9 protein-coding genes are annotated in these 12723 nt (G+C 53.1%); 5 read left to right on the forward strand and 4 right to left on the reverse strand.

Going from position 1 to position 12723, the window contains the following annotated elements:
- Positions 1 to 43 precede the first annotated feature (43 nt).
- The 4 genes from pflA to ycaO form a co-directional block, all read right to left on the reverse strand.
- Entirely contained in the window at positions 44 to 784 is a 741-nt protein-coding gene (gene pflA, locus CVE23_RS10045; protein WP_038918868.1) for a pyruvate formate lyase 1-activating protein, read from the reverse strand.
- A gap of 302 nt (positions 785 to 1086) precedes the next feature.
- Positions 1087 to 3369, reverse strand: a complete 2283-nt coding sequence (pflB, locus tag CVE23_RS10050; RefSeq protein ID WP_038659317.1) for a formate C-acetyltransferase — start codon at positions 3367 to 3369, stop codon at positions 1087 to 1089.
- Between the two features lie 56 nt (positions 3370 to 3425).
- Positions 3426 to 4283 carry a formate transporter FocA gene (gene focA / locus CVE23_RS10055; protein ID WP_038659314.1) on the reverse strand — a complete coding sequence of 286 codons (858 nt, stop codon included), beginning with the start codon at positions 4281 to 4283 and terminating at the stop codon, positions 3426 to 3428.
- Positions 4284 to 4778: 495 nt separating this feature from the next.
- A complete protein-coding gene (gene ycaO, locus CVE23_RS10060; RefSeq protein WP_100849454.1) occupies positions 4779 to 6542 on the reverse strand; it encodes a 30S ribosomal protein S12 methylthiotransferase accessory factor YcaO in 1764 nt (587 codons plus the stop codon).
- A gap of 272 nt (positions 6543 to 6814) precedes the next feature.
- Here ycaO and serC point away from each other — a divergent pair, with 272 nt between their 5' ends.
- The 5 genes from serC (at position 6815) to ihfB (ending at position 12582) form a co-directional block, all read left to right on the forward strand.
- Positions 6815 to 7900: a 3-phosphoserine/phosphohydroxythreonine transaminase gene (gene serC / locus CVE23_RS10065; protein ID WP_049853903.1), complete on the forward strand. Its 1086-nt coding sequence runs from the start codon at positions 6815 to 6817 to the stop codon at positions 7898 to 7900.
- A gap of 359 nt (positions 7901 to 8259) precedes the next feature.
- Positions 8260 to 9549 (forward strand): 3-phosphoshikimate 1-carboxyvinyltransferase, encoded by a 1290-nt coding sequence (gene aroA, locus CVE23_RS10070; RefSeq protein WP_049854012.1) that lies wholly within the window; start codon positions 8260 to 8262, stop codon positions 9547 to 9549.
- Positions 9550 to 9742: 193 nt separating this feature from the next.
- The gene (gene cmk / locus CVE23_RS10075; protein WP_100849455.1) at positions 9743 to 10429 is read left to right on the forward strand and encodes a (d)CMP kinase; all 687 of its coding nucleotides are present in this window, start codon (positions 9743 to 9745) and stop codon (positions 10427 to 10429) included.
- A gap of 68 nt (positions 10430 to 10497) precedes the next feature.
- Positions 10498 to 12207, forward strand: coding sequence for a 30S ribosomal protein S1 (gene rpsA, locus CVE23_RS10080; protein ID WP_071603939.1), 1710 nt, complete (start codon positions 10498 to 10500; stop codon positions 12205 to 12207).
- Positions 12208 to 12297: 90 nt separating this feature from the next.
- On the forward strand, positions 12298 to 12582 hold the full coding sequence (ihfB, locus tag CVE23_RS10085; protein WP_038918872.1) for an integration host factor subunit beta: 285 nt from the start codon (positions 12298 to 12300) through the stop codon (positions 12580 to 12582).
- Positions 12583 to 12723 lie beyond the last annotated feature (141 nt).

Raw genomic sequence — 12723 nt, forward strand, 5'->3', positions numbered from 1 at the left:
CGGTGTTGATCCACCGGCGCTATTCTCCACCAGGGACGGAGGGCTAGTACACCACTTTGTGGCCGTAACTGGTCAGAATGGACTTGATGCGGTCCATGGTGTCTGCTTTGGGCGGTTTGACGCCATCCAGCTTGTATTCCTCGCCCATGGCCGTCCACTTGTGTTTGCCCAGCTCGTGGTAAGGCAACAGTTCGATCTTCTCAATGTTGCGCATGTCTTTGGTGAACTCACCCAACTGATGAGCGGAAGCGTCGTCATCGCTCCAGCCGGGGACCACCACATAGCGAATCCAGGTGCGCTGGTTACGTTTGGCGAGATAACGGGCAAAATCCAGCGTACGGTGATTGGATACCCCCACCAGATTTTGATGCACCTCATCGTTGAGTTGCTTGAGGTCGAGCATTACCAAATCCGTCACGTCCAGCAGTTCGTCAATAACCGGGTCGTAACGGCGGACAAAGCCGTTGGTGTCCAGACAGGTATTGATGCCTTGCTCGTGGCAGGCCCGGAACCAGTCACGGACAAATTCTGCCTGCAGAATGGCCTCGCCGCCGGATGCCGTCACGCCGCCGCCGGACGCATTCATAAAATGGCGATAAGTCACCACTTCCTTCATCAACTCTTCCACGGTAACTTCCTTGCCGCCGTGAGTATCCCAGGTATCGCGGTTGTGGCAGTAGAGGCAACGCATCAGGCAACCCTGAAAAAAAGTGATGAAGCGAATACCGGGACCGTCTACGGTGCCGCAGGATTCGAAAGAGTGAATGCGACCAATAACTGACATGCAAGGTTTCTCCAGGTTGGGCCGAGAAATAGCGGCCTTCGATGAGCACAGTAACGAGGCTGCGGCACGGACGGCCACAGCATTCGCTCTGTGTCGAATCTGTTTTGTCAGCCCGCCAGCCGGAAAAGTAGCTGGCTGACAAAACAGGTTCTGGGTCTTTCGGTGGGAGTGGTGAAAAATTTCCGGAAGAAATTTTAACGCCGCGTGCGGCAATCCACAGGGAGAACGGACAAGACACCCGCTATAAAAAGGCCCCACCGATGTGGAGCCTTTAGTTTACGCCTTTTCAGACAGACATGTAATTACATGGACTGAGTGAAAGTACGGGTAATGACGTCCTGCTGCTGTTCTTTAGTCAGCGAGTTGAAGCGAACGGCATAACCAGATACACGGATGGTCAACTGCGGATATTTTTCCGGGTTTTCCATTGCGTCCAGCAGCATTTCACGGTTCATCACGTTGACGTTCAGGTGCTGACCGCCTTCGATGCTGGCTTCGTGGTGGAAGTAACCGTCCATCAGGCCTGCCAGGTTGGTTTTACGCACGTCGTCGTCTTTACCCAGCGCGTTCGGCACGATAGAGAAGGTATAGGAGATACCGTCTTTCGCGTAGGCGAACGGCAGTTTAGCCACGGAGGTCAGAGAGGCGACAGCACCTTTCTGGTCACGGCCGTGCATCGGGTTGGCACCCGGTCCGAACGGCGCGCCAGCGCGACGACCATCCGGAGTGTTACCTGTTTTCTTACCGTATACCACGTTGGAGGTGATGGTCAGTACGGACTGAGTCGGGGTAGCGCCACGGTAGGTATTCAGTTTCTGAATTTTCTTCATGAAACGTTCAACCAGGTCACAAGCCAGGTCGTCAACACGCGGGTCGTTGTTACCGAACTGCGGGTATTCGCCTTCGATGTCGAAGTCGACGGCCAGACCGCTTTCGTCACGAATCGGTTTAACTTTCGCGTACTTGATAGCAGACAGGGAGTCAGCCGCTACGGACAGACCTGCGATACCGCAAGCCATGGTACGGAACACATCACGGTCATGCAGAGCCATCAGCGATGCTTCATAGCTGTACTTGTCGTGCATGTAGTGAATGATGTTCAGTGCGGTGACGTACTGTTTAGCCAGCCAATCCATGAAGTGATCCATACGATCCATTACTTCGTCAAAGTTCAGCACATCGCCTTTGATCGGTTCGGATTTCGGACCTACCTGCATTTTCAGTTTTTCGTCCACGCCGCCGTTGATAGCGTACAGCATGGTTTTCGCCAGGTTAGCGCGGGCGCCGAAGAACTGCATTTGTTTACCCACTACCATCGGGCTTACACAACAGGCGATCGCGTAATCGTCGTTGTTGAAGTCCGGACGCATCAGGTCATCGTTCTCGTACTGCAGAGAAGAGGTATCGATAGACACTTTAGCGGCGAATTTCTTGAAGTTCAGCGGCAGTTTTTCAGACCACAGGATGGTCATGTTCGGTTCCGGAGACGGCCCCATGGTGTACAGGGTGTTCAGGAAACGGAAGCTGTTTTTAGTAACCAGCGTGCGGCCATCCAGACCCATACCGGCCAGAGACTCAGTTGCCCAGATCGGGTCGCCGGAGAACAGTTCATCGTATTCCGGGGTACGCAGGAAGCGCACCATACGCAGTTTCATCACCAGGTGGTCGATCAGTTCCTGAGCGTCCTGTTCGGTGATTTTGCCCGCTTTCAGGTCACGTTCGATGAAGATATCCAGGAAGGTGGAGACACGACCGAAGGACATGGCGGCGCCGTTCTGAGATTTCACCGCAGCCAGATAGCCGAAGTAAGTCCACTGAACCGCTTCTTTGGCATTGGTTGCCGGGCCGGAGATATCGCAGCCATACTTCGCTGCCATCTCTTTGATCTGTGACAGCGCATGGTGCTGGTCAGCGATTTCTTCACGCAGGCGGATAGTTGCTTCCAGATCTTCTCCGTTTTCCAGTTTGGTCTGCAGGGACGTGAACTGGGCGAATTTGTCCGCCATCAGGTAGTCGATACCGTACAGAGCAACACGACGATAGTCGCCGATGATACGGCCACGGCCGTAAGCGTCCGGCAGACCGGTCAGTACGCCAGATTTACGGCAGCGCAGGATATCCGGGGTATAAACATCGAATACACCCTGGTTGTGGGTTTTACGGTATTCGGTGAAGATTTTTTTCAGTTGCGGATCCAGTTCACGGCCATAAACCTTACAGGAGCCTTCAACCATTTTGATACCGCCGAACGGAATCAGCGCACGTTTCAATGGCGCATCAGTTTGCAGACCGACGATTTGTTCCAGTTTCTGGTCGATATAACCGGCATCATGAGAGGTAATGGTGGCAGCTACATTGGTATCGAAGTCAACCGGCGCGTGAGTGCGGTTTTCCTGTTTGATGCCTTCCATAACGGCATCCCACAGTTTAGTGGTTGCCGGGGTAGCGCCAGCCAGGAATGATTCATCACCTTCATACGGCGCGTAGTTTTTCTGAATGAAGTCACGTACGTTGACGCCATTCTGCCATTCGCCTTTGCTAAAACCTTCCCAAGCCTGGGCGAGTTTCTGATTAAGTTCGGTCATATTACACCTACCTTTGATTTGGATTTTTATAACCCGACGTTGCGGCCGACAGCAGCTTAGTGCTGATCTCCACCGCGCAAATAGATGACCCAGTAAGTCAACCCTACCAGCAATCCACCGCCAATGATGTTGCCGATCGTGACAGGAATCAGGTTATCGACAATAAAGTTGCTGACGGTCAAGTGCTCAAACTGGCCCGGCGTCATGCTGATGGCGTGCCAGAATGCATCTGGAGCGAAGTTCTTAATCACAATCCCCATCGGGATCATGAACATGTTGGCGATGCTATGTTCAAAGCCGCTGGCGACGAACATGGCGACCGGCAGGATCATGGCCAGCATCTTGTCGGTCAGGGTATGACCAGAGTAGCTCATCCACACCGCCAGACAAACCATCAGGTTCGCCAGAATCCCAAGGCACAGCGCTTCAACGAATGAATGCTCCAGCTTATGGCTGGCGGTTTGCAAGACATTCAGCCCCCAGGCGCCATTCGCTACCATGAACTCGCCGGAAAACCAGATCAACGCTACGAAGAACAAAGCGCCAACCAGGTTGCCGATATAAACGTTGAGCCAGTTCATCCCCAACTGTTTCCAGGTGATGCGGCCGCTGGCCTTGGCAATCACGGTAAGCACAGTAGAGGTAAACAGATCTGCGCCGCAGACCACCACCAGCATCAACCCCATAGAGAAGCAGATGCCTCCTACCAGTTTAGCCATACCATACGGCATGGATGAAGAACCGGTAGTGGCGGTGATGTAAAAAACGAACGCTATTGAGATGAACACACCGGCGGTAATCGCCAGAAAAAACGCAGTAAGCGGTTGTTTTGTTGCTTTATAGACACCGGCATCTTCAGCGACTTTCGCCATCGCCGGCGGTAATAACAGGGTGAAGGGGTTGTCAGCTTTCACACTAACTCTCTCTTAAAGTTTATCTACGGTGAGATACTAACAAAGGGTTATTCGTCATAATTTGACGTGGATCATACCGCTGGAATTTATTAGGCTGATCAGGAGCGGCTTTATGGGGTGTTTTTCACTTAATGCATTGATTTTAATTTAAAAAATATTTTTTAAAAATTATAAAAACAGTTGAATTAAGGGTTCTGTTTACCTATTTGGCGTTAAATAAAATAAGTTTTTGTAGTGATTCTACACTTGAGTTTTATATTATTTAATTTGTTATTTACCATTCGATAACAATAGTGCTTTTATTAAAAATAAATATCTCGCAACGAGGCTCATATACCCATATAAAAATAAGGGAATAGGCGAGGCTTAAAATAACATCAATCGTGTTGCCCGGTGGTAATACTGTAAAAAAGATATATACGGAAATGCAGCCGTAGCCTGTGGTGAAGACCTGACCGGATGACGGAAGGCCATCCGGTCAGCTACAGGTCCGGCTTATTTTACCTGCCAGTGCTGGCGCTTAGCGCGCTGCAATTTTTCGTAAGCAGCCAGCAACGACTGGTGAGCCGGCAGCGCTTTCAGGTCAGCATCGACGGTGAACAGACCGTAGAAGCACTGTTCGCCGGCAATGGCGGCGCTTGCAGCGTCAACGGCGTCCTGCCCGTACATGCGCACGAATGCATCGTAATACTGGGCGGGGTCGCGTTCAGGCTCCAGCGCTAGTTGCAGCAGCGTTTGCAGGCAACGGTAGTAATTACTGCGCGCTGGGGCAAAGACGGATTGGTTGAAATCCAGTGACCATTCCGTCCAGCTCAGGGCCTGCTCCAGGTCACCGCCGGCCAGAGCCAGCATGGATTTCAGTTCGCCAATGCGCAGTGTGAACCAGCCGTTGTCTTTGCCGGTTGCTATCCCTAACAGCTCGCGTACGCGGGTAAAATCATCCAGCCCTTCATCGTCCAGTTGCTGCAACAGCGTCAGATAATCCGCTTTTTCCCATTGGCTGTCCGGCAAGGACAGCAGGGTTTCGCGCAGATGCGCGCCCATGCTGTTGTTCGCCAGCAACAGGTCTTCCGCCGGATAGATGTCCGACATGCCCGGTACCAGAATGCGGCAGGCGTACACCGACAGGTGTTCGTAATCGGCGATATACACTTCTTTGTCTTCTTTATTGAAGATCGCCATCAGCGTTGCGAATTCCTGCTCGGTGGTGCCGCTGAAGTTCCAGTCGGCGAACGCGTAGTCCGCCTGAGTTTTAAACAGATCCCAGGAAATCAGGCCGCTGGAATCGATAAAGTGAGTTTCCAGGTTGGTATGCTCTGCAACTTCTTCATCATCGAACGTTGGCGGCGTAAATACGTCCAGATCTTTCAGCCCGCGGCCTTGCAGCAATTCGGTGACGGTACGCTCCAGCGCCACGCCGAAATCCGGATGTGCGCCAAACGAGGCAAAGCAGGTGCCGTTGGCCGGGTTAAACAGCACCACGCAGATCACCGGGTACTGACCGCCGAGAGAGGCGTCATAGGCGAAAATCGGGAAGCCTTCCTGCTCAAGCGTGGCAATGGCTTCCACCACGCCCGGATAACGCGACAGCACGTCGGCCGGAATCGCCGGCAGGCTGATGGCTTCGGCGATAATACGATTCTTCACATAGCGTTCGAATACTTCAGATAGCCCCTGCACCCGTGCTTCATTACGGGTATTGCCTGCGGACATGCCGTTCGACACATACAGGTTGCCGACGATATTCATCGGGATATACACCGTCTGCTGGTCGGACTGACGGGTAAACGGCAGGGCGCAGATGCCGCGATTGTGGTTGCCTGATTGCAGGTCCACCAGGTCGCTGGCGATCAACTGTTGTTCCGGGTCGTAAAAGGCGTGCAGGCGCGCGTCCAGAATGCCTTCCGGCAGGCTGTCGTCTCCGGGCAGCGGGAACCACTTCTCGTCAGGGTAATGCACGAAGTCACCTTCGGCGATCTGCTGGCCCAGATAGAAATCGGCAAAAAAGTAGTTGGTGGACAGACGTTCGAAGTACTCGCCCAGTGCGGAAGCTAGTGCGGCTTTCCGGGTTGCGCCCTTGCCGTTGGTGAAGCACAGCGCACAGTCGCGATCACGAATATGTACCGACCAGACGTTGGGCACCGGATTCAGCCAGGAGGCTTCTTCGATGTTGAACCCCAGGTTGAGGAGCTGCTGTTGAAAACGGGCGATGGAATCTTCCAGGGCGGCGTCTTTGCCTGGGATAAACGTTTGGGTCATGGTTCGAACCTGAATGTGTTATGAGGAGGCTGCATCATACGTGGTTTTGTGTGCTGACTCTATCCTGCATGTTGCGTATTGCGCGGCGTGTTCCGGCGATGATGTAACAGATGTATCGCCGGGGACGATAACAGGCGAACGCGCGCGCAAGTTTTCCGACATCAGGGGCAATAAGCATTGCAGGCAGGAAAAACGAGTGATAAAACCGATAGCAGGGTAAACTGATGCGACTTAGACAGGTCGCTATTTATAGTGATAGGTGGTGAGGGGAAATGACTCAGGTTTTTAATTTTAGTGCCGGTCCGGCCATGTTACCGGTAGAAGTGTTGCGTCGTGCAGAACAGGAACTGTGCAACTGGCATGGGCTGGGTACATCGGTGATGGAAATCAGCCACCGCAGTAAAGAGTTCATGCAAGTGGCCAGCGAGTCTGAGCAGGATTTGCGTGATTTGCTGAAAATCCCCTCGAATTACAAAGTGTTGTTCTGTCATGGCGGCGCACGTGCGCAATTTGCGGCGGTTCCGCTCAACCTGCTGGGCGATAATACCAAAGCCGACTATATCGATGGCGGCTACTGGGCGCATAGTGCGGTCAAGGAAGCTGAAAAGTACCTCACCCCGAATGTCATTGACGTGAAAACCCGCGTTGACGGTCTGCGCGGCGTGAAACCGATGAGTGAATGGGCGCTGTCGGATGACGCCGCCTATGTTCATTATTGCCCGAATGAAACCATTGACGGTCTGGCGATTGAAGAAACGCCGGATTTCGGCGACAAAATCGTGGTGGCGGATTACTCCTCCAGCATTCTTTCCCGCCCGCTGGATGTCAGTCGCTATGGCGTGATTTACGCTGGCGCGCAGAAAAACGTAGGGCCTGCCGGCCTGACGCTGGTGATTGTGCGTGAAGACCTGCTCGGCAAGGCACGCCGTGAACTGCCGTCGATTCTGGATTACAAAACCCTGGCTGATAACGATTCCATGTTCAACACGCCGCCGACGTTTGCCTGGTATCTGTCCGGTATGGTGTTCAAGTGGCTGAAAGAGCAAGGCGGCCTGCTGGAAATGGAAAAACGTAATCAAGCCAAGGCCGAACTGCTGTATGCCGCGATTGACGGCAGCGATTTCTATCGTAACGACGTTGTGCTGGCCAGCCGTTCCCGCATGAATGTGCCGTTCCAACTGGCAGATGCTGCATTGGATCCAGTGTTCCTGCAGGAAGCTCAGGCGGCCGGTCTGCATGCGCTGAAAGGCCACCGTGTCGTAGGCGGCATGCGTGCGTCGATCTATAACGCCATGCCGCTGGAGGGCGTAAAAGCGCTGACGGAATTCATGGTCGATTTTGAGCGTCGCCACGGCTGATAAATATATACCCTAAATAATTCGAGTTGCAGGACAACACGCTGGCGTGTTGAACAACGCACCGCGTTGGCCCTTTAGGACAAGGCTCATTATGAGCCTTGTAATGCGGCAAGTGAGTGAACCCCCAGGAGTTTACACAAGTAAGTGACTGGGGGGAGTGACAAATTGGCGTAAGCCGATTTGAACGCTGCTGGCAGCGGCCCCGAAGGGGCGAGGCCCATGAAATGGGCCGAGTAACGCATCCAACGCACCTGCAACCTGAAGTATGACGGGTATAGCGCGATAACGTGCTGCTTCTGATTTTAAACCCCGGTATCTGGCCGGGGTTTTTGTGTTAACTCTTGGAGAACATGTTTCACATGCAGGAATCCCTGACCCTACAACCGATTTCATTGATTAACGGCACGATCAATCTGCCGGGTTCCAAAAGCGTTTCTAACCGTGCGTTGCTGTTGGCGGCATTGGCCAAAGGCACGACTCGCCTGACCAACCTGCTGGACAGCGACGATGTCCGTCATATGCTTAATGCGCTGAGCGCATTGGGCGTTGAATACCATCTGTCGGGCAGCCGCACAGAGTGCGAAATCGTCGGGGTGGGGGGCGCATTAACGGCGTCTGCGCCGCTGGAGCTGTTTTTAGGAAATGCCGGGACGGCGATGCGTCCGCTGGCCGCCGCACTGTGCCTGACTGATGGCGATATCGTGCTGACCGGTGAACCTCGCATGAAAGAGCGTCCGATTGGTCATCTGGTAGATGCGTTGCGGCAGGGGGGCGCGCGTATCGACTATCTGGAGCAGGAAAATTATCCGCCGTTGCGCCTGCAAGGGGGCTTCAAAGGCGGCGACATCAGTGTCGACGGTTCGGTATCCAGCCAGTTTCTCACTGCGCTGTTAATGACGGCGCCATTGGCTGTGCAGGATACGCGCATCAGCATTAAAGGCGACCTGGTCTCCAAACCTTATATCGATATCACCCTGCACATGATGGAGACCTTCGGCATCACGGTGATCAATAACGACTACCAGACCTTCGTGGTCGCCGGTAATCAGCATTACCAGTCGCCAGGGCACTATCTGGTGGAAGGCGATGCATCGTCCGCCTCTTATTTCCTGGCGGCAGCGGCAATTCGCGGGGGAACGGTACGTGTGACCGGCGTCGGCCGTCATAGCGTGCAGGGCGATATCCGTTTTGCCGATGTGCTGGAGAAAATGGGCGCGGAGATCCGTTGGGGTGATGACTATATCGAATGTCAGCGCGGTAATCTCCACGCTATCGATATGGATATGAACCATATTCCCGATGCGGCAATGACCATTGCCACTACCGCGTTGTTTGCCGAGGGCGGGACGACGACGCTGCGCAATATCTACAACTGGCGCGTGAAAGAAACCGATCGTCTGACAGCTATGGCGACGGAGTTGCGCAAGGTCGGCGCTGAGGTAGAAGAAGGACATGACTACATCCGCATTACCCCGCCAACGCAGCTGAAAGCAGCTGAAATCGGCACTTACAATGACCACCGCATGGCGATGTGCTTCTCGCTGGTGGCGTTGTCTGACACGCCGGTGACCATTCTCGACCCTAAATGTACCGCCAAAACGTTCCCGGATTACTTCCAGCAACTGGAACGTCTGAGCCAGCACGGCTGATGTTCTGACGCACAGGTCTGCGATAGGGTCCTGTGCGTCAACATTTAGCGTTATACTCTGGGTATCACAATATTTGCCCGATCTTCTGCAGTAATAAGTCTTTAATTTCACGCTTGCTGCCACAGCAGGGTATAATGACTTATTGTATTGTCTACAATGACATGCGATTTCCCTGTTTTGTAAGGAGTAAGAGATGGCGGTGACTGCACCGGTAATTACGGTTGACGGGCCAAGTGGTGCGGGCAAGGGAACCCTGTGCAAGGCGCTGGCTAACGCGCTGCAGTGGAATCTGCTGGATTCCGGCGCGATTTATCGTGTGCTGGCGTTGGCAGCCCTGCATCATCAGGTGGACATTGCCTCCGAAGAGGCGCTGGTGCCGATAGCGTCGCATCTGGATGTGCGGTTTGTGCCGGAAAACGGGCAACTGAAAGTTATCCTGGAAGGCGAAGATGTCAGCAATGAGATTCGCAGCCAGGAAGTGAGCAATACAGCGTCTCAGGCCGCCGTATTTCCTCGGGTACGCGAAGCGTTGTTGCGTCGTCAGCGCGCGTTTCGCGAAATGCCGGGGCTGATTGCCGACGGTCGCGACATGGGTACGGTGGTATTCCCTGATGCGCCAGTGAAGATTTTCCTGGATGCCAGTGCGGAAGAACGCGCCAAACGTCGCATGCTCCAGTTGCAGGCGAAGGGCTTTAATGTTAACTTTGAACGTCTTTTGTCCGAGATTAAAGAGCGTGACGAGCGCGACCGTAATCGACCGGTTGCGCCGTTGGTGCCGGCAACGGATGCACTGGTGTTGGATTCCACGCATATGACGCTGGATGAAGTAGTCGGGCAGGCATTGGCGTATGTGCGCCAGATATTGCCTCAATTGGCCTGATATTATTTTTTACCTCGCCGCAAGGATGTGGCGGGGATGTGAAACAACCCCATCGAGCAGGAAGCCAGATGGACGTTAAATTTAAAAACCCAAAGATTATCAACATGACTGAATCTTTTGCTCAACTCTTTGAAGAATCCCTGAAAGAAATTGAAACCCGCCCGGGTTCCATCGTTCGCGGCGTTGTGGTTGCTATTGACAAGGACGTTGTCCTGGTTGATGCCGGCCTGAAATCTGAATCTGCCATTCCGGTAGAGCAGTTCAAAAACGCTCAGGGTGAAATTGAAATCCAGATTGGTGATGAAGTAGACGTAGCTCTGGACGCGGTAGAAGACGGCTTCGGCGAAACTCTGCTGTCCCGTGAAAAAGCTAAACGTCACGAAGCATGGCTGATGCTGGAAAAAGCTTACGAAGAATCTGCCACTGTTACCGGTGTTATCAACGGTAAAGTGAAAGGCGGTTTCACCGTTGAGCTGAACGGTATCCGTGCGTTCCTGCCGGGTTCTCTGGTTGATGTCCGTCCGGTACGCGACACCCTGCATCTGGAAGGCAAAGAGCTTGAGTTCAAAGTGATCAAGCTGGACCAGAAACGCAACAACGTTGTTGTTTCCCGTCGTGCCGTTATCGAATCCGAAAACAGCGCCGAGCGCGATCAGCTGCTGGAAAACCTGCAGGAAGGCATGGAAGTCAAAGGTATCGTCAAGAACCTCACTGACTACGGTGCATTCGTTGATCTGGGCGGCGTTGACGGCCTGCTGCACATCACCGACATGGCCTGGAAACGCGTTAAGCATCCGAGCGAAATCGTCAATGTGGGCGACGAAATCACTGTTAAAGTGCTGAAGTTCGACCGCGAACGTACCCGTGTCTCCCTGGGCCTGAAACAGCTGGGCGAAGATCCGTGGGTCGCTATCGCTAAACGCTATCCGGAAGGCACCAAGCTGACTGGCCGCGTAACCAACCTGACTGATTACGGCTGCTTCGTAGAAATCGAAGAAGGCGTTGAAGGTCTGGTACACGTATCTGAAATGGACTGGACCAACAAAAACATCCATCCGTCCAAAGTGGTTAACGTGGGCGACGTGGTGGAAGTTATGGTTCTGGACATCGACGAAGAACGTCGTCGTATCTCCCTGGGCCTGAAACAGTGCAAAGCCAACCCGTGGCAGCAGTTCGCTGAAACCCACAACAAGGGTGACCGCGTAGAAGGCAAGATCAAGTCCATCACTGACTTTGGTATCTTCATCGGTCTGGATGGCGGTATCGATGGTCTGGTGCACCTGTCTGACATCTCCTGGAACGTAGCTGGCGAAGAAGCCGTTCGCGAATACAAGAAAGGCGACGAAATCGCTGCTGTGGTTCTGCAGGTTGATGCCGAGCGTGAGCGTATCTCCCTGGGCGTGAAACAACTGGCTGAAGACCCGTTCAACAACTACCTGTCTGTTAACAAGAAAGGTGCAATTGTTACAGGTAAAGTCACCGCAGTTGACGCTAAAGGTGCTACAGTTGAATTAGCCGACGGTGTTGAAGGTTACCTGCGCGCTTCTGAAGCCTCTCGTGACCGCATCGAAGACGCAACCCTGGTTCTGAGCGTGGGTGATGAGATCGAAGCCAAATACACTGGCGTTGATCGCAAAAACCGCGTTGTCAGCCTGTCCATCCGTGCCAAGGATGAAGCTGACGAGAAAGATGCTATCGCTTCTGTTAACAACAAACAGGAAGAAGGCAATTTCTCTAACGCCATGGCGGAAGCTTTCAAAGCTGCAAAAGGCGAGTAATGACGGTGGGTTGGGCGGCGATACTTGCCGCCCGGCCTCAAACGGTAGTAAGTTAACGTGGCAGTAACTAACCACATGCTTGGAGGAATCATGACCAAGTCTGAACTTATCGAAAGACTTGCTGGACAGCAATCTCATATCCCGGCCAAGGTGGTTGAGGATGCGGTAAAAGAGATGCTGGAACAGATGGCCACAACATTGGCCACCGGTGATCGCATCGAAATCCGCGGGTTTGGCAGTTTTTCACTCCACTACCGTGCACCGCGTGTGGGTCGTAATCCGAAAACTGGCGAGAAGGTGGAACTGGAAGGCAAATACGTTCCTCATTTCAAACCGGGTAAAGAATTACGCGATCGCGCCAATATTTATGGCTGATTAACCAGCTGTAACGCCTGTTTCATGGATAGCACCCAGTTGGGTGCTATTTTTTTTGTCACAACAACGTATTGTCGATCATTTTCCTCACCGTTCCCTGCCTGAAACGCTGTTTATTGATGCGTTTTTTCTGCCTGTCCA

It is taken from the genome of Dickeya fangzhongdai, assembly GCF_002812485.1.
Lineage (GTDB): Bacteria > Pseudomonadota > Gammaproteobacteria > Enterobacterales > Enterobacteriaceae > Dickeya > Dickeya fangzhongdai.

Bases quoted from the DNA above. Each gene is read 5' to 3' on its own strand.
- pflA (WP_038918868.1), bottom strand. From the start codon at position 784: ATGTCAGTTATTGGTCGCATTCACTCTTTCGAATCCTGCGGCACCGTA.
- pflB (WP_038659317.1), bottom strand. From the start codon at position 3,369: ATGACCGAACTTAATCAGAAACTCGCCCAGGCTTGGGAAGGTTTTAGC.
- rpsA (WP_071603939.1), top strand. From the start codon at position 10,498: ATGGACGTTAAATTTAAAAACCCAAAGATTATCAACATGACTGAATCT.
- cmk (WP_100849455.1), top strand. From the start codon at position 9,743: ATGGCGGTGACTGCACCGGTAATTACGGTTGACGGGCCAAGTGGTGCG.
- serC (WP_049853903.1), top strand. From the start codon at position 6,815: ATGACTCAGGTTTTTAATTTTAGTGCCGGTCCGGCCATGTTACCGGTA.
- ycaO (WP_100849454.1), bottom strand. From the start codon at position 6,542: ATGACCCAAACGTTTATCCCAGGCAAAGACGCCGCCCTGGAAGATTCC.
- aroA (WP_049854012.1), top strand. From the start codon at position 8,260: ATGCAGGAATCCCTGACCCTACAACCGATTTCATTGATTAACGGCACG.
- ihfB (WP_038918872.1), top strand. From the start codon at position 12,298: ATGACCAAGTCTGAACTTATCGAAAGACTTGCTGGACAGCAATCTCAT.